This is a genomic window from Rhodococcus globerulus (genome assembly GCF_019334125.1).
Lineage (GTDB): Bacteria > Actinomycetota > Actinomycetes > Mycobacteriales > Mycobacteriaceae > Rhodococcus_F > Rhodococcus_F globerula.
The window spans coordinates 2,444,727-2,464,504 of sequence record NZ_CP079698.1 but is presented as its reverse complement, the minus strand read 5'-3'; the positions used below and the strand labels follow the sequence as shown (position 1 = coordinate 2,464,504).

General features: G+C 63.4%; 21 protein-coding genes. 11 read left to right on the top strand and 10 right to left on the bottom strand.

Features of this window, described 5'->3' with window-relative positions; genetic code table 11:
• Positions 1-8: 8 nt before the first annotated feature.
• The 3 genes from KYT97_RS11220 to KYT97_RS11210 are packed head-to-tail and all read right to left on the bottom strand — an operon-like array spanning position 9 to position 4,700.
• Complete coding sequence (locus KYT97_RS11220) at positions 9-2,345, bottom strand: serine/threonine-protein kinase (RefSeq protein WP_219112242.1); 2,337 nt, start codon at positions 2,343-2,345, stop codon at positions 9-11.
• Between the two features lie 7 nt (positions 2,346-2,352).
• A complete protein-coding gene (locus KYT97_RS11215; protein ID WP_245006161.1) occupies positions 2,353-3,282 on the bottom strand; it encodes a glutamate ABC transporter substrate-binding protein in 930 nt (309 codons plus the stop codon).
• Between the two features lie 53 nt (positions 3,283-3,335).
• Positions 3,336-4,700, bottom strand: coding sequence for a hypothetical protein (locus KYT97_RS11210; protein ID WP_095886790.1), 1,365 nt, complete (start codon positions 4,698-4,700; stop codon positions 3,336-3,338).
• Positions 4,701-4,851: 151 nt separating this feature from the next.
• Between KYT97_RS11210 and KYT97_RS11205 the strand changes: the two genes are divergently transcribed.
• Positions 4,852-5,442, top strand: a complete 591-nt coding sequence (locus KYT97_RS11205) for an NUDIX hydrolase (RefSeq protein ID WP_045064023.1) — start codon at positions 4,852-4,854, stop codon at positions 5,440-5,442.
• A gap of 140 nt (positions 5,443-5,582) precedes the next feature.
• On the opposite strand, the gene KYT97_RS31075 is transcribed toward KYT97_RS11205, so the two are convergent.
• Positions 5,583-5,714, bottom strand: a complete 132-nt coding sequence (locus KYT97_RS31075; RefSeq protein ID WP_255285215.1) for a hypothetical protein — start codon at positions 5,712-5,714, stop codon at positions 5,583-5,585.
• Between the two features lie 209 nt (positions 5,715-5,923).
• Positions 5,924-6,616, bottom strand: coding sequence for a thiamine phosphate synthase (gene thiE / locus KYT97_RS11200; RefSeq protein ID WP_033235613.1), 693 nt, complete (start codon positions 6,614-6,616; stop codon positions 5,924-5,926).
• A gap of 175 nt (positions 6,617-6,791) precedes the next feature.
• Here thiE and thiO point away from each other — a divergent pair, with 175 nt between their 5' ends.
• The 7 genes from thiO to KYT97_RS11165 all read left to right on the top strand — a co-directional run bounded on the left by thiO (position 6,792) and on the right by KYT97_RS11165 (position 13,145).
• Entirely contained in the window at positions 6,792-7,871 is a 1,080-nt protein-coding gene (gene thiO, locus KYT97_RS11195) for a glycine oxidase ThiO (RefSeq protein WP_219112241.1), read from the top strand.
• On the top strand, positions 7,868-8,083 hold the full coding sequence (gene thiS / locus KYT97_RS11190) for a sulfur carrier protein ThiS (protein WP_033235612.1): 216 nt from the start codon (positions 7,868-7,870) through the stop codon (positions 8,081-8,083). The genes thiO and thiS overlap by 4 nt, the downstream gene beginning before the upstream one ends.
• Positions 8,076-8,828: a thiazole synthase gene (gene thiG / locus KYT97_RS11185; protein ID WP_033235611.1), complete on the top strand. Its 753-nt coding sequence runs from the start codon at positions 8,076-8,078 to the stop codon at positions 8,826-8,828. Before thiS ends, thiG begins: the two co-directional genes overlap by 8 nt.
• 107 nt (positions 8,829-8,935) lie before the next feature.
• Positions 8,936-9,910 (top strand): ABC transporter ATP-binding protein, encoded by a 975-nt coding sequence (locus tag KYT97_RS11180; RefSeq protein ID WP_033235610.1) that lies wholly within the window; start codon positions 8,936-8,938, stop codon positions 9,908-9,910.
• The gene (locus KYT97_RS11175) at positions 9,910-10,677 is read left to right on the top strand and encodes an ABC transporter permease subunit (protein WP_033235609.1); all 768 of its coding nucleotides are present in this window, start codon (positions 9,910-9,912) and stop codon (positions 10,675-10,677) included. Before KYT97_RS11180 ends, KYT97_RS11175 begins: the two co-directional genes overlap by 1 nt.
• Positions 10,678-10,787: 110 nt before the next feature.
• Positions 10,788-12,245 (top strand): M28 family peptidase, encoded by a 1,458-nt coding sequence (locus tag KYT97_RS11170; RefSeq protein ID WP_172936353.1) that lies wholly within the window; start codon positions 10,788-10,790, stop codon positions 12,243-12,245.
• Positions 12,246-12,287: 42 nt separating this feature from the next.
• Positions 12,288-13,145, top strand: a complete 858-nt coding sequence (locus KYT97_RS11165; RefSeq protein ID WP_095886789.1) for an adenylate/guanylate cyclase domain-containing protein — start codon at positions 12,288-12,290, stop codon at positions 13,143-13,145.
• A gap of 5 nt (positions 13,146-13,150) precedes the next feature.
• Here KYT97_RS11165 and thiD read toward each other — a convergent pair whose 3' ends face one another.
• Complete coding sequence (gene thiD, locus KYT97_RS11160) at positions 13,151-13,993, bottom strand: bifunctional hydroxymethylpyrimidine kinase/phosphomethylpyrimidine kinase (protein ID WP_092802335.1); 843 nt, start codon at positions 13,991-13,993, stop codon at positions 13,151-13,153.
• Complete coding sequence (thiC, locus tag KYT97_RS11155; protein ID WP_219112240.1) at positions 13,990-15,615, bottom strand: phosphomethylpyrimidine synthase ThiC; 1,626 nt, start codon at positions 15,613-15,615, stop codon at positions 13,990-13,992. The genes thiD and thiC overlap by 4 nt, the downstream gene beginning before the upstream one ends.
• A gap of 244 nt (positions 15,616-15,859) precedes the next feature.
• On the opposite strand from thiC, the gene KYT97_RS11150 reads away from it, so the two are divergent.
• A complete protein-coding gene (locus KYT97_RS11150) occupies positions 15,860-16,255 on the top strand; it encodes a GNAT family N-acetyltransferase (protein WP_371851292.1) in 396 nt (131 codons plus the stop codon).
• Between the two features lie 18 nt (positions 16,256-16,273).
• On the opposite strand, the gene KYT97_RS11145 is transcribed toward KYT97_RS11150, so the two are convergent.
• From KYT97_RS11145 to KYT97_RS11135, 3 genes are read right to left on the bottom strand one after another with little or no spacing between them, the layout of a single operon-like run.
• Positions 16,274-17,077 (bottom strand): exodeoxyribonuclease III, encoded by an 804-nt coding sequence (locus KYT97_RS11145; protein ID WP_033235606.1) that lies wholly within the window; start codon positions 17,075-17,077, stop codon positions 16,274-16,276.
• 16 nt (positions 17,078-17,093) lie between these two features.
• Positions 17,094-17,969, bottom strand: coding sequence for a GNAT family N-acetyltransferase (locus tag KYT97_RS11140; protein ID WP_425332402.1), 876 nt, complete (start codon positions 17,967-17,969; stop codon positions 17,094-17,096).
• 5 nt (positions 17,970-17,974) lie between these two features.
• Entirely contained in the window at positions 17,975-18,565 is a 591-nt protein-coding gene (locus tag KYT97_RS11135; protein WP_033235604.1) for a peptide deformylase, read from the bottom strand.
• A 182-nt stretch (positions 18,566-18,747) separates the two neighbouring features.
• Here KYT97_RS11135 and napA point away from each other — a divergent pair, with 182 nt between their 5' ends.
• Together napA and KYT97_RS11125 are read left to right on the top strand one after the other, a co-directional pair.
• Positions 18,748-19,101: a nucleoid-associated protein NapA gene (gene napA, locus KYT97_RS11130; protein ID WP_033235603.1), complete on the top strand. Its 354-nt coding sequence runs from the start codon at positions 18,748-18,750 to the stop codon at positions 19,099-19,101.
• A 71-nt stretch (positions 19,102-19,172) separates the two neighbouring features.
• Positions 19,173-19,742 carry a LytR C-terminal domain-containing protein gene (locus KYT97_RS11125; RefSeq protein WP_033235602.1) on the top strand — a complete coding sequence of 190 codons (570 nt, stop codon included), beginning with the start codon at positions 19,173-19,175 and terminating at the stop codon, positions 19,740-19,742.
• The last annotated feature ends 36 nt before the right edge of the window (positions 19,743-19,778 follow it).

Here is a 19,778-nt window from a genome sequence, read left to right as displayed (position 1 = left end):
CTTCGTGATCAGAAATTACTGTGCGGCCGAACGCTGTTCGCGAGGTCGACCAGAGCATAGCGATGCGTTCGGGAGAGGGTGGTACGGGCCAGCGTCCGAAGACACATTTCGGCACCCGTGCGCAAACCGCGCTCGGTGAAGGGCAGATCGAGGATGGGTTCGAGTTCGTCGTGCGCTCGGTTTCCGGCCCTGATCCAGTCCAGTGCCGTGCCCAGTACCAGGGTCCGCATCTGCAGGCAGCGACCCTCGTCGGCCGGCAGGGCGCGGACGCGTCTGGCAGCCTCTCGGAGAGTTGCCTCGTCGAGGTTTGCTATCTCGGTGCGCGAGAGCATCGTCAGCACGCTGGTCATGCGGGCAACGTTGTAATGGCGTGAGCTGGTGGGGACCTCGTCCAGCGCCGTGACCGCGGCACCGGTGTCGCCGCGTTCGGCAAGTTGGCGTGCCAACCCGAATGCCGCGCTGACGTAGTTGTGGTCGGTCCGCCACACCGTGCGGTAGTACTTACCGGCGAAGCGGCACCATTGATCAGGATCCTCGGAATCCCATTGTTGCAGTACCAATTCGGCAGTTGCGGCCAGTGCGAGTTTAGGCGCCAACTCGCCGGGCAAAGCCGTGAGAACCGATTCGAAATGGGTGAAAGCCGATTCGAATGCGCTCTGCTGCAATCCCACCAGCCCGCGGTACCACTCGATCTTCCAATGGTCGCCGATGGTGGAATGCAGGTCGTCGAGTATCTTCTGCGCGGCTTCGGGATCACTCAGGTCCAGGTGCGCTTTGGCTTCAGCCAGTCGGAACTCCCCGGAAAACGCCGCCTCGGTTGCTGAGGCAACCCGATCGATCCCACCCTCACGGGCGCGTCGGAGTGCGTCGAGGGTCTGGGACGGCTCACTGTGGACGGCCGCGGCCAGCAACGGTGCACTCGGATCGGTGGGGTCGACCAAGGGGATGGGGAGTGCATGCGCAACCTCGAGTGGATCGAGACCGCTGTCGCGGGAATTGCCGTCGACGTACACGTCGGTCTGCGCAACCAGATCGTCGGTGCCGAAAGAGGTTCGTTGTCTACTGAATACGAGTGAGAGTCCCGGGTTTTCCTGGCCGCTCTGGTGCGCCAGTACCTCGTGGAGAACACCGACAAGTTGGCCGCCGATCTCGTCCGCAGACTGGAATCGTTTCTTCGGATCCGGATCGGTGGCGCGCAGAAGCAACCGGTGGAAGAACTCGTACTCGCTCAGCACCGGCTCGTCGGCAGGATCGGGAAGACCGTCGAGGTAACGGCCGTGTTTGGAGGGCATGTCGAGAGTGAGCACGGCAAGTGTACGGCCGACGGTGTAGATGTCGGACGCAACCGTCGGCCCGGTCTCGATGATCTCGGGGGCCTGGTAACCCGCTGTGCCGTACAGGTATCCGAAATCTTCGATTCCCGACACGGCGCCAAGGTCGATGAGTTTCAACTGGTCCTCGGTGACCATGACGTTCTCGGGTTTGAGGTCGTTGTACGCCAAGCCGGTGGAGTGCAGATAACTCAGGGCGGGAAGGATCTCCAGTACATACCCGATGGCCTGCTCGATCGGCATGTGACGGCCGTCGGGGAACGTGGCGAGTACTTCTCGGAGCGATCGCCCACCGACGTATTCCATGACGATGTAGCCCATGGGGGTCCCGTCGGGGCGAGGGTGCTCGACGAAGTTGAAGATCTTGACGATGCTGGGATGCGCTACTTCTGCGAGGAACTGCCGTTCGGCAACCGCGACGGCCTGTGCCTCGGAATCACCGAAGTGTAAGAGTCCCTTCAGAACTACCCAGCGGTCGCTGACATTGCGGTCGATCGCGAGATAGATCCACCCGAGGCCACCGTGAGCTATCGGCCCCTGCACCTCGTACTGACCGGAAACCAGTTCGCCTTCTTCGAGCAGCGGACGGAAGTCGAAAGTCGAACCGCACTTGGGGCACACACCACTCTGGCGCGCGGACGTGCCTGCCGCCTTGCGGCCCACCGGTTCTCCGCACTTCCAACAGAAACGTTTGCGTTCGGGAACCGTCGCATCGCTCATCACCGCCGACGCCGGGTCTACGTGGGGAACCGGGGGAACCTCGACCAGACCGCCGCCCAGACGGAGTTTGCGTGTCGAGCGCGAGCGGCGGGAACGAGTGGACCGGCCCGTCGGCGTCGACACGGAGGATGGCACGGACTCACGTAACTGTGCGGATGTCTGCTCGGGGCGGGCAGTGGCCGCGGTGAAATCCGGCTCGAATCGTGGCGCCGCCTGTGTGGCAGCATGATCGGGCTCGCCGTTCCGATCCCCGCCGTTCTGATCCTCGTCCTTCGGATCTCGAGATTCTGTCATGACCGCCTCAATCCCGATACGCGGCAGGTGGGGGACCAGGAGTCGGTCCGAGCATGGTGAGCCAACGGTCGTAGAGAGAGTTCCAGGTGCCGTCGGTGCGGATCCGGTCCAGGGTGCCGTTCACGAATCGGACTAGATCGGTGTTGCCCGCGTTGATGCCGATCCCGTACGGTTCGGTGCCCAACGAACTTCCGACCATGTCGAGATACGGGTCCTGCGAGGCAAGTCCGGCAAGAATGGTGTCGTCGGTGCTGATGGCGTCGACCTGCCCTTGTTGAAGTACCACAAGGCAATCCGACCACATCGGGACAGTGACAACCGTGGCAGCGGGTTGTAGTTTCTGGATGCGGCTCAGTGACGTCGTCCCGTTCGCGACACAGACCCGTTTATCGGCCAGGTCGTCGATATTGCGAATATCGGATCCCCGGACGACCAGAATGCGTTGGCGCGCAGTGAAGTATTCACTGGAGAACTCGATCTTCTCCCGCCGCTCGCAGGTGATGGACATGGTCTTGACGACGATGTCCACGGTGGAATCCTGCAGGGCTTCGATTCGCTCGTCGGATGTCAGGATTCGGTATTCGATCTTCTCGGGATCGCCGAGGATATCGCGGGCAACTTCACGGGCGATGTCGACGTCGAAACCCTCGAGGCGTCCGGTTGCGGGATCGCGGAAGCTCATGAGGTTGCTGCCGGTATCGAGTCCGACGATGAGGCGGCCACGTTCGCGAATCTTGTCGACGCTCGGCTGCGGCGGGCGAGGATTTGCGTCGGACGGGACCGGACGCAGGCTGGCCGTCGGATCTCCACAGTCGGCCGACGTTGTCGGCGTAGGGCTGGGCGCGATGGTCGCTTCAGCAGGTAGCGGCGGCTGCGTGTATGGCGTGGTGGTGGACGAGATGAGCTCCTCGCCGGGTTGGCCGCCGCACGCAACCAGGAACAGCGCGGCCGCACCTGCCGCAACCAGCGCACGCGCTTTTCCTCTGCCGCTCACTGATACTCCCGCAGCCGTGGCCAGAATCCGGCGGCGATACCGACAACGCCAAGTATGGCCAGCATCGTCACTCCCGGAGCCGACGCTGACAACACACGCGAGGCGTGTGAGATGTCGGCGCGAAGGCTCTCACGGGAATCCGTTATCGCTTTCCACAAGGCGTCGTCGAGCGCGCGGTACTCGGCAGCGGAATCTTCCGCACCCGATCCGACGGCGATGTTCGCAGCTCCCGTGAAATCTCCGACGCCGAGGCGCAGAGCCATCCGATCGTGCGCCGCCACCCATTGATCACGGGCGTCGATCGCCTGCGTGAGCACGGCGGTATCAACTCCCGACCGCCCATTGCCTTGCAGCTCACGGAGAATGGCGTCGACGTTGCTCACCTTGTTGATGAAGATGTCGGTCTCGTCGCCGTCGGAATCACGCTGGGCCAAACCCAGAGTCTCAACTGTTCGCGCTTGCTGGGCCATGATGCGGGCCTCGGTCAACTCGTGCAGCGGACCCGCTCCCGCGTCGAGCGCGCGGGTGGTGGTGATCGCCGAGATCAACCCGACCGTCAACAGCCAGATCAGCGCTGCAGCAACAGCTATCGAGGCGAGGATCAATCCGAGATTGAAGCGTCGACGGCTGTGTTGCGCGATGCGGATCTGGACTGCGATGAGCATGGACAATGCCAGTGCAAATGCGATGATCGGCCACCACGGTGGGCGGACAAAATCATTCTGAACCTTGGTGACCTGCGCTTCTTGTGCGGAATGCAGGTGCTGAGCCGTGGGAAGCAAGGACGTTTGCATCAGATTCGACGCCTCGCCGAGATACGCGGCGCCCACGGGGTTTCCGACGCGATTGTTGGCACGCGCCGTCTCGATCAGCCCGGTGTACACAGTGAGGTCGGTCGAGATGGAGGTGAGGGCGGCTTGGCCGGCCATGTCCACAGTGTCGAGTCCGGCGGACGCGTTCACTATTTCTGCCGACGCCTCGCCGATCGACTGTGTATAGCGGTCGCGCACCGCCGGCGGTTCCAGTCCGCCCCAGATGAACGCGGTGGCTGCGGCCGCGTCGGCAACCGACAGTGCGCTGTAGAGATTCTGAGCGGAGTTGGCAAGCGGTTCGGTTTCCGTCAGGACGTTGCCCAGGCGCGCTTGACGGTTCTCGATAGTCGCGGCGGCCAGGAATCCCGCCGCCAGGGTGAGCAAGATCAGGACTATCCCGACAGCGGTGAGGCGCCCGGGGGTCGACGTCATGAAATCGCGAAGTTCGCTCTGGATCATCGGCCTGGAGGCGGCTGTATCCACCGGGTCCTCGTCAGGCGGAGCGGGTGCGGTGCGAGGCTCGAGGGAGGGTGTCACGCGGCTGACCATCGAACACCTCTCACTCTCTGCACTCGGGCTGGAGGATCACTGGATTGCGGCCTCTTCGCGAGCATATAAGTATGGTCCGCACCGAGGGCAGATTGAACGGGTTAGTGTGGGGCAGGATAGTGGCGAATTTAAAGGCAGGGCGAGGTAGTCGATGCGTGGTGACGGTGACGGTTGGTCGGTCGGATCGGACGGAACTCGGCATTGGGGGCGTCACGGCGCCGCCGGATTGTTGTTGCGTGCCCCTGACGTAGACGGAACTCCGATGGTGCTGCTCCAGCATCGTGCGGCGTGGAGCCATCAGGGCGGAACCTGGGCTTTGCCGGGTGGCGCGCGTGACTCGCACGAAAACACAACGCATGCGGCAGTTCGAGAAGCACACGAAGAAGCCGGAATCGACGAGTCGTCGGTGCGTGTGCGGGGAGACGTCGTCACGATGCGCGCAGAGAGCGGATGGACCTATACGACGGTGGTTGCAGACGTCGAAAGTCCACTCGAGACGGTCGCGAACGGTGAGAGCACCGAATTGCGGTGGGTGCGCGAGGACGACGTCGAGAGCCTGCCGCTACATCCAGGATTTCATTCGGCCTGGCCGAGTTTGCGAACGTCCGTGGTTCCGGCGGACGAGGGAACGGATCAGGGCGGTGCCCGGACTGTTGTATTGCCGGACGGACGATTCGGTTGGACGTCGGGTAGTGCGGATTCTCTACAAGACGCCTCGGAGGCATCTCGCGCCCAGGCGTAGGACGACTTCTCGCGCTCAGGCGTAAGACACTCCCGAGAAATACAAGAAGGGTCGGACTCGTCAGAGCCCGACCCTTTTCGTTGTAGTTTCGGCGCGGGCGGCAACGCGAACGAAGGGTCCGCAGCCAGCCGAAACGGCGCTCAGCTGAGCGTGTTCAGCGCGGTGATGAAGGAAACGGCGGTGATGCCGAGCTTGAGCAGTTCGCTGATCTTGCCGAGGTTCAAGTCTTCGAGTGAAGCGGTGCTCAGCGAGGCGGTGTCGATCGATCCCATGAAAACTCCTAAATTCGAATTGTTAGCTGAAGGTAAGCTATATCAGGAGAGTGCTGAACGCGGGACCAATGGACAGATCTGTGACCAAAATCACTAATTGGGATCATTCGGGCTGGTTAACGGACAATCGTGCAGCTTGTTTCTTGTCGAACTGGACAAGTTGACCAGTCCGGAACTTGCAGCTGGCCGCGAGCTGAACTGGAAGGTAACTAGAACACCATCATGTCGGCGAGGCGGCGCGCGGCTGCCTGCGGATCCGCGGCTTCCGTGATCGCACGAACGACGACAATTCGGGTGGCTCCGGCTTCGATGACCTCCGGAACGCGCGCCTCGTCGATGCCGCCGATCGCAAACCAGGGGCGCGTCGGCGTTGCATCGGCAGTCGAGCGGACCAGATCCAAGCCGGCCGCGCTGCGGTTCGGCTTGGTCGGTGTCGCCCAGACGGGGCCGGTGCAGAAGTAGTCGACGCCCTCTTCGATTGCAGCCAAACTTGCCTGCGCGCGTGAGCTCGTGGAACGGCCGATGACAACGTCGTCGCCGACAACCGTCCGCGCGTAGGGGACGGGGATGTCATTCTGACCCAGGTGCAACACATCGGCGCCTGACGCCATAGCCAGGTCGGCGCGGTCGTTGACGGCCAGGAGTGCGCCGTGACGCCTCGCGGCAGCCGAGAGAACGCCAAGCGCGATCAGCTCGTCCTTGGCTTCGAGCGGCCCGAACTCGCGCTCGCCTGCGGAGCCCTTGTCCCGGAGCTGAATGATGTCGACGCCACCGGACAACGCGGCTTCCGCGAACTGTGCAAGGTCGCCTTTGTCGCGACGTGCGTCGGTGCACAGGTACAGCCGTGCTGCTGCCAGGCGCTCGCGCCGGTCGAAGAGGTTACTGGGATGTGTGGGGTGCACGAAGCAAACGGTAGCCTCTAGGAAGCAAGGTTCGACACGGGAGTCCCGAAACTGTGCTGTCGCATTTGTCGCGAAGGCAAAGTTCGTGGGGCTGAGAGGGGATCGCGGCAAAGATCCCGACCGTCAGACCTGACCCGGATCATGCCGGCGCAGGAAGAAAAGGGTGGAATTTGTCATGAGCACGCACGCACGCTCGGTTGCGGTGGTCGGCGGGGGAGTCATCGGACTGTCCATTGCCTGGTACGCAGCGCGCGACGGATGGGCAGTACAGCTGTACGACCCGGCGATCGGAACCGGCGCATCCTGGGTCGCCGGTGGAATGCTCGCCCCGCTGTCCGAAGGATGGCCAGGTGAGGAAACGGCATTGACCGTCGGCGCAGCCTCGTTGGAGCGGTGGCCGGATTTCGGCGCGCACCTGCAGAAGTTCGGACCGTCGGTGTTCACCACCGACAGTTCACTCACCGTCGCTCTCGACAGCGCCGACGCCCAGGACCTGGCGACCATCGCGGAATGGGTCAGCGCGCAGGGGCACGAACTACAGATCCTCGGCCGAGCGCAGATCCGTGAACTCGAACCGATGCTCGGCCGCGGCATTCGCTCGGGGCTCATGGCTGTCGGTGAATCCGCTGTCGACAATCGTGTGTTGCTGGCCGCTCTGCAGGCCGCGTGTGTGGCGTCGGGCGTCGAATTGATCAACCGCGCTGTCCACGATCTCGCGGAACTCGCTACCGATCAGATCGTGCTGAGCGCGGGAATCACCTCACCGAAGCTGTGGCCAGGATTACCCGTTCGGCCGGTCAAAGGGGAGATCCTGCGTTTGCGCAGCCGGCCGGGAGTGACGCCGGCGCCCAGTCGAACCATCCGCGGCAGCGTCCACGGCCGACCCGCGTACCTCGTGCCGCGCGGCGACGGAATCGTGGTCGGTGCAACACAATACGAATCGGGCGAGGACACGCAGGTCACCATGGCCGGTGTGCGAGACCTGATCAACGACGCCGAAGCGCTCATGCCGGCGATCGGTGAATACGAACTCTACGAGTGCGCGGCCGGCTTGCGTCCGATGACGCCGGACAATCTACCGCTGATCGGGCGGGTCTCGGAGCGTGTTGTCATCTCTACCGGGCACGGCAGGAACGGTGTGCTCCTGACTCCGGTCACCGCAGACGCGACACTCGCGTTGTTGAACGGCACATCATTGGTCGAGGTCAAAGGAACCGAACCCCAGCGGTTCGCAGCAGTGAAGGAAAATTCATGAGTGAGCAGGTCCCGATCGGGATCACCGTCAACGGCGAAGAACTCGAATTCGATCGAGCCGTCACGGTGACCGAACTTCTGACACACCTCGAACTGCCAAGCAAGGGAATTGCCGTCGCCGTCGACGGTGCACTCTTCCCGCGTGGGCGCTGGGACGAATCCGTCTCGCGTGGTTGGGAAATCGAGATCCTCACGGCGGTGCAGGGTGGCTGAACACGATCTCCTGACTATCGCGGGCCGTACGTTCGGCTCACGGCTCATCACCGGCACGGGCGGCGCTGCCAACCTCGCAGTTCTCGAGGAAGCGCTGGTCGCGTCCGGCACCGAACTGACCACTGTCGCGATGCGACGCGTCGACGCTGCCGGCGGTACCGGCGTGCTGGATCTGCTTCGGCGCCTCGGAATCGAACCACTACCGAACACGGCCGGATGCCGCGGCGCGGCCGAAGCGGTGTTGACGGCGCAGCTGGCACGTGAGGCGCTCGAGACCAGTTGGGTGAAACTCGAAGTCATCGCCGACGAGCGAACCCTGCTGCCCGACGCCATCGAACTTGTCTCCGCTGCAGAACAATTGGTCGACGACGGATTTACCGTGCTGCCGTACACGACGGACGATCCGGTTCTGGCGCTTCGGCTCGAAGAGGTCGGTTGCGCGGCGGTCATGCCGCTCGGTTCGCCCATCGGGACCGGGCTGGGCATCGCGAACCCGCACAACATCGAGATGATCGTCGAACGCGCAGGCGTGCCGGTCATTCTCGACGCCGGAATCGGAACGGCCAGCGACGCAACACTTGCCATGGAGCTGGGCTGCGACGCAGTGCTTCTCGCAACGGCGGTCACCAGGGCCAAGAATCCCGCGCTCATGGCGTCGGCGATGCGTCATGCCGTCGTTGCCGGTTTCGAGGCCAGGCACGCCGGCCGGATCCCGAAACGATTCTGGGCGCAGGCATCCTCCTAGGGGTCTTCTCGGGGTGGTTCCCGGGGTCCACGTCCTACCTGGGTACCACGTCGAACTAGACCTGCGACCGATGTGCAGGCGGTGCCGGATCAGGCAGAGTTCTGCTCATGATTGAACTGAGGGGATTGACCAAGGTTTACGGACCGACCAAGGCGGTGGACGATCTGACGTTCACCGTCCGCCCCGGCATCGTCACCGGGTTCCTCGGACCCAACGGTGCCGGCAAGTCGACGACGATGCGGATGATCCTGGGGTTGGATCGCCCGACGTCGGGTGAGGCGCTGATCGAAGGCAAGTCGTACCGCGAGCTCAAGGATCCGTTGCGTACCGTCGGCGCTTTGCTCGACGCGAAGTGGGTTCATCCGAACCGCAGCGCCAGGGCGCACCTGCAGTGGATGGCCGCGTCGAACGGGATTCCGAAGTCTCGGGTAGACGAGGTTCTCGGCCTCGTGGGGCTGTCCGAGGTTGCGGGCAAGAAGGCCGGCGGGTTCTCGCTCGGTATGTCTCAGCGTCTCGGCCTGGCCGGTGCGCTGCTGGGTGACCCGAAGGTGCTCCTGTTCGACGAGCCCGTCAACGGTCTCGATCCGGAGGGCATCGTCTGGATCCGTAAGTTCATGCAGCGACTGGCTGCCGAGGGACGCACCGTGCTGGTGTCGAGCCACTTGCTGTCGGAAATGGCTTTGACCGCGGAACAATTGGTTGTCATCGGTCGAGGTCGACTGATCTCGGACTCGACTGTCGCCGAGTTCGTCGATCGTTCGTCCGAGTCGACGGTTCGAGTGCGTAGTCCTCAGCTCGATGCATTGCGCAGCGTGTTGACGTCGCAGGGATTGACGGTGCGCGAAGACGGTTCGAGTGTTGTTCCCGCTCTGGTCGTTGTCGATTCCACCACCGAAATCGTGGGTAACTTGGCTGGTGCGCAGGGAATTGTGCTGCACGAATTGGCTTCTCAGCGTGGTTCGCTCGAGGATGCCTTCATGAAGCTCACCGGCGACGATGTCCAGTACCACGCGACCGGGGTCACAGGCCCCGCCGTCGCGCAACCGAACGCTCACCAGAATGTCATGGGAGGTGCACTGTAATGGCTGTTCTCAGTGCTGAACGCATCAAGATCACCACGACCAAATCGCCACTCTGGTGCTCGGTCATCATCGTTGTTCTCGCTCTCGGATTTGCCGCCATCATGGGCACGGTAGCCAAGTCTGCGCTGACGTCGGACGCCCAAGGCGCCCCCGAACTCGACGCGGCACTTGCCACCGCCGGAATCTCGGGCTTCGGAATCATGGTCCTCATGATCATGGCGGCACTCGCGATCACCAGTGAGTACCGCTTCGGAACGATTCGCACCACATTCCAGGCAGTGCCCAATCGGGCATCGGTTCTCGCCGCCAAAGCCGGCCTGATCGGTGGATTCGGGGCAGTCCTGACCTTCGTTCTGGCATTCGGTGCCTACGCGATGGCCAAGGTCTTGGCCGGTGCCGACGCCAGCGTCGGCTTGACGCTGTCGAGCAGCTCTGACTGGCGCGCGATGTACGGCATCCCGATCTACGCGTTCTTCTGCGTCGTACTAGCCGTGGGTGTCGGTGCGATCATTCGTCAGTCGGCCGGCGCGATCGCCTTGCTGCTGCTGTGGCCACTGCTCATCGAGAGCCTCTTTTCACTGTTCGGCAGCTTCGGCGAGAAGATCATGCCGTTCCTGCCTTTCAACAACGCAAACCACTTCCTCAGCCCTGAAATGACGACCGGCGATTTCCACTGGGGACCGTGGGGCAGCCTGATCTACTTCGCGGTGTTCGTGCTGGTCATCTTCGGCATCAGCATTGTCCTGGTGAATCGCCGCGACGCCTGACCTCGACGCCTGACCTCGACGCCTGACACTGTGCGCCCTTGTCGACCGCCCGCGGTTGATAAGGGCGCACTGCCGTTTCCTTATCGGCTCCCGCGGTTACTCTTTCGCGCATGAGACTCCATCACGCGTTGGCAATCGGCATAGCCGGGGTTCTGGTGCTTGGTGGATGTTCGGCCGGGGCCAGGCCCGCAGACACGGCACTGATCGAACCGCAGGCCTTCTCGGGGACGGTCACCGTCGACGCGGTCATGGGCCATCTCGATCAGTTCGGCAAGATCGCAGCTGCCAACGGTAATACTCGTTCCACTGAAACCCCGGGGTACGACGCCAGCGTCGACTACGTCGCAAACCTGCTCGAAGACAATGGTTTCGACGTGGAAACCCCGGAGTTCGCGTTCAGCTCCTTCGACCCGGGAACCGAGCTGTTGACCTCCTCAGGCGGAGTCGACTTTCCGGTCCGCGCATTGACCTACTCGACGTCCACCGGACCGGACGGGATCACCGCACGCGTCGTGTCGGTACCCGCAGACGAGACACCAGGTTGTGAAGCCTCCGACTACGACGGGCTCGATGCTGCGGGAGCTATCGTCCTCGTCACCCGCGGGGTGTGCCAGTTCGGCGCCAAGCAGACCATCGCAGCAGATCAGGGCGCCGCTGCACTGTTGGTGGTCAACAACGAAGACGCGATGTTGGGCGGCGGAACCTTGGGCGATCCGGATATTGCGCGGATTCCCACGGGAGGCATCAGCCTGTCGTCGGGGCAACAGCTTGCCTCAGAGGGCGGTGACGTCACTCTGGTGCTGGACACGGTCACCACCACAACACGCTCGCGCAACGTCATCGCGCAGACGAAGACCGGATCAAGCAGCGACGTTGTCATGGTGGGCGCTCACCTGGACAGCGTTCCCGAGGGGCCAGGTATCAACGACAACGGCAGTGGCAGCGCGGCCATTCTGGAGACGGCGCTGCAGCTCGGTAGTTCGCCGGACATCACCAACGCGGTGCGGTTTGCGTTCTGGGGCGCCGAGGAACTTGGCCTCGTCGGCTCGACCGAGTACGTTGCCGGGCTCAGCCCGGAGGAACAAGCGGCCATCGCGCTGTATCTGAATTTCGACATGCTCGGCTCGCCCAACCCCGGATATCTGGTCTACGACGGTGACAATTCGGATGGTCTCGGCGAAGGTCCTGGCCCGGAAGGCTCCGCCGGTATCGAACGCACCTTTGTCGACTATCTCGGCGGTCGCGGAATTCCGGCAGAGGGAACCGACTTCGACGGACGATCTGACTACGGCCCGTTCATCGAGATCGGAATTCCGGCAGGCGGCGTGTTCAGCGGAGCCGAGGAGCTGAAAACCGTCGAGCAGGCGTTGAAATGGGGCGGCGAGCCCGGCGTGAGTTTCGATCCGAATTATCACACCGCCTTGGACAATCTCGACAACATCGATCGGGACGCACTCGCCGCGAATTCCGCCGCGGTGGCGTTTGCGGTGGCAACGTATGCGCAGGATATCGGGGGCCTCAACGGAGTTCCGGTAGGCGAGGCCAGAACCTTGGCTCGAACCCGGTGATCATGAGGCGCGCGGTGAGCAGCTCTAGGTTACTCTCGAGTAATGAGCGATCCGATCCCGAGCGAAGTACCCGGTGACGTGCGCGATGCCGCTCCTTCCGGCGTCCGCTCGGTCATCGGATCGGTGCTCAACACCGCGTCGGATCTGAACGGACATCAGCAGCTCATCGAGGCGCTACGACGTGTACGTCGGTTGCTTCCGGGCGACCCGGGGTTCGGCGACCCGCTCTCCCTGTCGGGGCCTGGCGGCGCACGGGCGGTGGCACGCGTCGCCGATCGTTTTCTCGACCACAAACCGGCCGCTACCAGGGAAATGAGCCTCGGCGCGTTGCAGGTGTGGCAGGCGGCCCTCGAGAAGATGGGCCGAGGCCGTGGTGATCAGGAACTGACTATCGTCTTCACGGACCTCGTCGGTTTCTCCACGTGGTCGCTCCACGCCGGCGACGGGGCGACGCTCGCGCTCCTGCGGGCGGTCGCGCAAGCTGTCGAAACACCCATCACGGATCGCTACGGTCACGTCGTGAAACGGATGGGCGACGGACTCATGGCAGTGTTCACCAGCCCAGACGCGGCAGTGGCCGCGGTCTTCGCGGCGCAGGAAGCCCTGGCGCAGGTCAACCTCGACGGCTATCGGCCCAAGATGCGCGTCGGCCTCCACACCGGAACACCCCGGCAACTGGGCGACGACTGGTTGGGTGTCGACGTCACCATCGCCGCCCGGATGATGGGATTGGGCGGCGACGGCAACGTCATGATGTCTGCGGCAACTCTCGAAGAACTTGCGCCGGGAACCCTCGAAGAGCTGAACCTGGAGATCCGTCCGTGGCGCCGCGGATTCTTTGCGACGACGCCGAACGGAGTACCGCAGGATCTGGGTATCTGGCGCGTGTGGCAGGCCTGATACTCCTACATTTCGAGCCGCCACAACGGTGACACGGGGCCGTGACCGGCTCCGAGGTCGTACGACGCCTCGAGGCACTTGGTCACCCATTCCTTGCCGAATGCGACGGCGTCGGGAACCGAATAACCGTGTGCCAGAGCGCACGTGATGGCAGCAGCCAGGGTGTCGCCGCCGCCGTGATCGTTGCCGGTCGCGATGCGGGGACTGCTGAACTCGAGGAAAGTGTCACCGTCGAACAACAGGTCGGTGCTCATGTCCGAGGTGCGCAGGTGTCCACCCTTCACGATGGACCACTGAGCGCCCAAACCGTGAAGGGCCTCGGCAGCGCGGCGTGCGGTGGCGTCGTCCTCGACGTCGATGCCGGTGATCAACCGAATTTCGTCGAGGTTCGGTGTCACAACAGTTGCGGCGGGGATAAGGACGTTGCGGACAGCGTCGAGCGCTTCCGCGTGCAGGAGAGGATCGCCGTGCATCGACGCACACACGGGGTCGACGACAAGCGGGATCGGCCGGTCGCGGCCGATCCCCACCTCCGCGGCAACCGCAGCTACCGCTTCGATGATGGTTGTCGACGCCAGCATGCCTGTCTTGGCGGCGCCGATGCCGATATCCGAGACCACAGTCCGCACCTGATCGGCGACAACCTGCGGCGGAATCTCGTGGAAACCGCTGACGCCCACCGAATTCTGCACGGTGACGGCCGCAACGGCCACGCACGCGTGGACGCCGCACATTGCCATCGTGCGGGAGTCGGCTTGGATGCCGGCGCCGCCGCCGGAATCGGTGCCGGCAATGGTAAGGGCACGAATCGGCGTCTGGCCGGAGGGCGTCAGGGGAAGCAGGTTCACGTCGGAGAGCCTACCGATCGGACCTGGGGAAACCCCAGTTCGGTCCGGGCAGGTTCGGTTTCCAGGAGGTCCGCGTACTGACGGACGTCCGCCGAGATCCGCATCGAGCAGAATTTCGGACCGCACATCGAACAGAAATGCGCAGTCTTGGCGGGCTCGGCCGGAAGCGTCTCGTCGTGGAATTCTCGTGCCGTATCCGGATCGAGCGACAACGCGAACTGATCCAGCCAACGAAACTCGAAGCGCGCCTTGGACAGTGCGTCGTCCCGGGCCTGAGCATTGGGGTGTCCCTTGGCGAGGTCCGCAGCGTGCGCGGCAATCTTGTACGTGATCACCCCGGTTTTCACGTCGTCGCGGTTGGGCAGGCCGAGGTGCTCTTTGGGGGTGACGTAACAGAGCATCGCGGTTCCGGCCCGCGCGATCATCGCTGCTCCGATGGCCGACGTTATGTGGTCATAGGCAGGCGCGATGTCCGTCGCGAGCGGTCCGAGTGTGTAGAACGGCGCCTCGTCGCACAGTTCTTCCTCGAGGCGGACGTTCTCTTCGATCTTGTCCATGGGAACGTGTCCCGGACCCTCGATCATGACCTGGACGCCCGCGGCTTTCGCGATCTGGGTGAGCTCGCCCAGTGTGCGCAACTCCGCGAATTGCGCGGCGTCGTTCGCGTCGGCGATCGAACCGGGGCGAAGACCGTCACCGAGGGAGAACGTGACGTCGTAACGCCGCAGGATCTCGCACAGTTCGTCGAAGTGGGTGTACAGGAACGACTCCTGGCGATGGTGCATGCACCACGCGGCCATGATTGCGCCGCCGCGAGAAACGATTCCCGTCACTCGGTTGGCGGTCAGAGCGATGTAGCCGATTCGCACACCCGCGTGGACGGTCATGTAGTCCACACCCTGCTCACACTGCTCGATTACCGTGTCGCGGTAGATCTTCCACGTCAGGGCGGTGGGGTCACCGTTGACCTTCTCCAGTGCCTGATAGATCGGAACCGTGCCAACCGGAACGGGTGAGTTGCGCAGAATCCACTCACGGGTGAGATGGATGTCCTTGCCGGTCGACAGGTCCATGATGGTGTCGGCGCCCCACCGGATCGCCCACACCATCTTCTCGACTTCCTCTGCCACAGAAGATGTTACGGCGGAGTTTCCGATGTTTGCATTGATCTTCACGGCAAACTTCTTGCCGATGATCATCGGTTCCAGTTCGCCGTGTCGATGGTTGGCCGGGATCACGGCCCGGCCTCTGGCTACCTCGGATCGAATGAGTTCCGCGGTAACGCCCTCTCGGACAGCGCAATAGCGCATCTCCGGGGTGATCGCGCCGGCTCTGGCGCATTCCAATTGTGTCGAATCTCGTGCACTCCGCTCCCACGCGTCACGCGTTCTGGGGAGGCCGCGGTCGAGATCGATCGTGGCGGCGGTATCGGTGTACGGACCTGACGTGTCGTACAGATCCAGATGCTCACCAGTGGTGAGGGTGACGCGTCGAAGCGGGATCCGGAGCGAATCCGATTCGAGATAGTGCTTGCTGCTGCCCTCGATCGGGCCGGTAGTCACAGCTGCCACGCCGTGGACAGCCTTGTTGGGGACAGTCTTTTTGACAGACTTCTCGTGCATTAATGCGCTCCCTACGCCGGCATTACCCGGTCAGGTTCATCCGGTCGACGGCCCTAGCCGTCCTCTCAGCCCGCTGGTGCGAGCCCCCGTGGTGGTTGTATGAAATTTTGTGCGCGTGCGCTCACAACGGCACCGGGCGACTGTATCTCAGTACCGAAAGAAAATCTCGGGTGCGATTGCGGTGGGGTCGTTCTCGGTGCGAAAATTGGGCGATCCCGGGACAGCGTCGTCGGCAACTGTTTCTATGAGTGTCATGGATCACAGTTTGGGTACCGTGCGTGCAGCAGTGGAGGTTTCCACCATGAACAACTCCGCCATGAATAACACCGACATCACGCTGATCGACAACCCGTCACATGAACGGTTCGAACTGCTCGCGGGCGACGAACTGGTCGGCATCCTCGGCTACCGCGACGAAGACGAGATCCTCGGGTGCGGCGACGAAGCCGGCGATGTGGTGGCGTACATGCATACCGTCGTCAAGGAAGAGTACGGCGGCCAGGGAATGGCAGCCGTATTGGTGCAGTTCTCGATGGATTGCGCCCGCGAACGTGAGTGGTCGGTTCGCCCGGTGTGCTCGTACGTGCAGCGATACCTCGGCGAGCATCCCGAATATCTCGATCTGCTCGTCGAGGACTGACCGCGCCGCTCCCGCTTTTCAGGAACCCAGCTGTGCGATCACAGGGGCGTGATCGCTGGCGCCCTTGCCTTTACGCTCGTTCCGATCGATTTCGGCTGACTCGACGCGAGCCGCCAGTGCGGGCGAGCCGAGAATGAAGTCGATGCGCATTCCCTGCTTTTTAGGGAAGCGGAGCTGCGTGTAGTCCCAGTACGTGTACACGCCGGGACCGGGAGTGTGGGGGCGGACGACGTCCGTGAAACCGGACGAGATGAACGCGTCGAAAGCAGCGCGCTCGGCCGGCGACGTATGAGTCTTGCCTTCGAAGACAGCGGGATCCCAGACGTCCTCGTCGGTGGGTGCGACATTCCAGTCGCCGACGAGGGCGATCTGCTCGTCCGGGTTCTGCTTCAGCCAGCCTTCGGCGTCGTCGCGCAGCTTGGCGAGCCAGTCCAGCTTGTACGCGTAATGGGGATCGTCGAGTTCACGGCCGTTGGGAACATACAGGCTCCACACCCGCACCCCGCCACATGTCGCGCCGATCGCGCGGGCCTCGCGCACCTGCTCCGCTTCGGGGTCCTTGGTGAAGCCCGGCTGATCCTCGAAGCCGATCTGCACGTCGTCGAGACCGACACGCGAGGCGATGGCAACGCCGTTCCACTGGCTGAGTCCGACGTGAGCGACCTTGTAGCCGATCTCCTCGAAACGTTCGTACGGGAACTGCTCGTCCTTGCACTTGGTTTCCTGCATCGCCAGGACATCGACGTCGGATCGGTCGAGCCAATCGATGATCCGGTCGGTACGGGCACGGACGGAGTTGACGTTCCAGGTAGCTATGCGCACGCGGGCAAGCCTAGCGTCAGGCACCGACAGGCGCGGTGGCGTACCGGTAGCGATGATGTTCGACGAAGCCGAGCGAGCGGGCTGTCGCGACTGCCGCGGTGTTGTCTTCGGGAACGGCCAGGTAAGCATGGGTTGCGCCCTGGATTCGACTCCACCCGAGCAAGTCAGTGCAGATCAGAGTGCCGATTCCGTGCCGTCGGTGTGCATCCGCCACCGCGAGATCGAGTAGACCTGCCCACCGACGGCCGTCGGGCGCGTCGCTGACGGCGACTCGTGCCGAAGCCAGGATCATCGTGTCGGCGCTGCCGATCGTTCCGGTGGCCACGCGCGTGAGGGAGTCCCCGGCGCGAGCGTCGTCGATGGTGGTCGTGAACTGTGGCGGCGTCGGGGCTACGTTGTCGAGGTCGGCGGCAAATATGATGCCCTCGCCGCCGGAAATCCACGTGGGCGGGGCAATTCCGAGGCGGTCGGGCAGCATCAGAGTGGTCGGACGTCCCCGATCTGCGAACCAGGAGCGGATGGCCGCCAGCGTTTCCGGGGTTCGCGACGCACTGCCGCCGGGTTCGCCGAGGGGGAGTGCCGAGTCCATGTCGTGGGGCGAGTGCCCGATGCGCAGCAGCCAACCGTCGATCCGAGCCTGCTCGGTTCCCGGTGAACCGGCGGCCGCCGCGATCTCGAGGTTGCGGATGTCGCCCACCCGAATGGGCCGCGCTGCAAGAACTTTGAGCGCGATGACCTGATCCGCCGATACGGTGACAACACGCCCGTCGTTGCCGCGAACCGTGATCGGGTCCGCGGATTCGAGGGTGCCGATCACGTCGGTCATCGGATGCGAGTAGCCGGGTGGGAGCTTGTACCGCAGCACCACCCGGCTACCGATCGAGATGGGCAAATGTCTCAGTCTTCGTCGTCGTGGCCGAACGGATCGTCGACCGTACCCGGAGTCCAGGTCAATCCGGGCTTACCCCAACCGGACTGCTTGATGGCCTTCTTCGCGGCGCGCGCATTCCGGCCGATCAGAACGTCGGTGTACAGGAAGCCGTCGAGGTGGCCGGTTTCGTGCTGGAGCATCCGGGCGAAGAATCCGGTGCCTTCGTACTCGACAGGGTTGCCGTCGGCGTCGGTTCCGGTGACCTTGGCCCAGTCGGCGCGGCCGGTGGGGAACTGCTCGCCGGGAACGGAAAGGCAGCCTTCGAAGTCGTCCTCGGGATCGGGCATCGTCTCGGGGATTTCCGACGTCTCGAGGACGGGGTTGACCACAACTCCGCGTCGGCGGGTGTCGCTACGATCGTCACCTGGGCAGTCGAACACGAAAAGACGCAGCGAAACACCGACCTGATTGGCCGCGAGGCCGACGCCGTTGGCGGCGTCCATCGTCTCGTACATGTCGGCGATCAGTTCGGCGATTTCCGCCGGAGACTGCGTGACCGGCTTTGTGGGCTCGTGCAGTACCGGGTCGCCGACGATTCGGATGGGGAGGATAGCCATGGCGTCAAGGATAGTGCGGCGCGCCCGCGTGGTTATCGCGGCCCGCCCGATACCTCGTGGTTCAATGGTTGCTGAAGAACAACGATGTGATTTGTTGCTCGGTCGGGCCACGTACCCGGGGGAACGCGGGCAACAGGGGGACACAGTCTCACTGACGGCGAATACAGCAGTCGAGGAGTGACATGGACAGCGCAGTTGCGCGTAGTCGAAGCCGGACCGATGGCGCCGAGGTCGAAGATGCTGCGGGCGTCAGCTCTGCCGGAATCAACGATGTCGGCGAAGACGGGCTTACTCGCCGAGAACACGACATTCTTTCCTTCGAACGCCAATGGTGGAAGTACGCCGGCGCGAAGGAAGTAGCGATCAAAGAGTTGTTCGACATGTCGGCAACCCGCTACTACCAGGTGCTCAATGCACTCGTTGATCGCCCCGAATCGTTGGCGGCCGATCCGATGCTGGTCAAACGCCTGCGCCGGTTGCGTGCCAGCCGGCAGAAGGCCCGGGCGGCTCGTCGCCTCGGCTTCGAAGTGACCTGAAGCCGCAAAACCTGCACACAAACCTCTGTCGATGAACGGTCGAACCGCCCACTGGCGATAGGGTCGAGAGTGTGAGTACCCCGAAAGAGCAGCCGTCCGGACCACCCCTACGCGCTATCGCCATGGTGCTGATCGCCCTCGCGATCGTGTTCATCGGGCTCGGTGCGGCGTCACTCGGCGGTTCCGATTCCGACACCACGGCGGCCGAGCAGACCGAGACGAGCGCGCCGGCCGCAACCACAACAGCGGTTGCCCCCGTGACAACAGCACCGGCTGCCAAAACCGGCACCGACTCCGCGGAAACCACGACGACACGCCCGTCCGCGACCACGACATCAGCCGGCGCGTCGGTGAGTGTCGATCCGTCGACTGTCAGTGTCCGGGTGCTCAACAACAGCACGGTATCCGGGCTCGCAGCAGGAACCGCGGAAGAATTGACCGCTGCGGGTTGGAACGTCGAGGAGACGGGTAACTACAGCGAAGGAACGGTGAGCACCACCACGGTGTACTACGGATCTTCCGCGGCAGAGAAGGCAGCGGCGCAGCAGATTGCCGCCGAACTCGGTGTGACGGCAGAGCCGCGATTTGCCGGTATCGCAAGCGCGTCGCCCGGTGTGATCGTCATCGTCACGTCCAACTGACCCGTCGGTTCGGACCACCCGTCGGGTCTGTGTACT

Excerpts from the sequence above, each read along its gene's own strand:
- KYT97_RS11220 (WP_219112242.1), bottom strand. The coding sequence starts at position 2,345 with ATGACAGAATCTCGAGATCCGAAGGACGAGGATCAGAACGGCGGGGAT.
- KYT97_RS11210 (WP_095886790.1), bottom strand. The coding sequence starts at position 4,700 with ATGGTCAGCCGCGTGACACCCTCCCTCGAGCCTCGCACCGCACCCGCT.
- KYT97_RS11205 (WP_045064023.1), top strand. The coding sequence starts at position 4,852 with ATGCGTGGTGACGGTGACGGTTGGTCGGTCGGATCGGACGGAACTCGG.
- KYT97_RS31075 (WP_255285215.1), bottom strand. The coding sequence starts at position 5,714 with ATGGGATCGATCGACACCGCCTCGCTGAGCACCGCTTCACTCGAAGAC.
- thiO (WP_219112241.1), top strand. The coding sequence starts at position 6,792 with ATGAGCACGCACGCACGCTCGGTTGCGGTGGTCGGCGGGGGAGTCATC.
- thiS (WP_033235612.1), top strand. The coding sequence starts at position 7,868 with ATGAGTGAGCAGGTCCCGATCGGGATCACCGTCAACGGCGAAGAACTC.
- KYT97_RS11180 (WP_033235610.1), top strand. The coding sequence starts at position 8,936 with ATGATTGAACTGAGGGGATTGACCAAGGTTTACGGACCGACCAAGGCG.
- KYT97_RS11175 (WP_033235609.1), top strand. The coding sequence starts at position 9,910 with ATGGCTGTTCTCAGTGCTGAACGCATCAAGATCACCACGACCAAATCG.
- KYT97_RS11170 (WP_172936353.1), top strand. The coding sequence starts at position 10,788 with ATGAGACTCCATCACGCGTTGGCAATCGGCATAGCCGGGGTTCTGGTG.
- KYT97_RS11165 (WP_095886789.1), top strand. The coding sequence starts at position 12,288 with ATGAGCGATCCGATCCCGAGCGAAGTACCCGGTGACGTGCGCGATGCC.
- thiC (WP_219112240.1), bottom strand. The coding sequence starts at position 15,615 with ATGCACGAGAAGTCTGTCAAAAAGACTGTCCCCAACAAGGCTGTCCAC.
- KYT97_RS11150 (WP_371851292.1), top strand. The coding sequence starts at position 15,860 with ATGAGTGTCATGGATCACAGTTTGGGTACCGTGCGTGCAGCAGTGGAG.
- KYT97_RS11135 (WP_033235604.1), bottom strand. The coding sequence starts at position 18,565 with ATGGCTATCCTCCCCATCCGAATCGTCGGCGACCCGGTACTGCACGAG.
- napA (WP_033235603.1), top strand. The coding sequence starts at position 18,748 with ATGGACAGCGCAGTTGCGCGTAGTCGAAGCCGGACCGATGGCGCCGAG.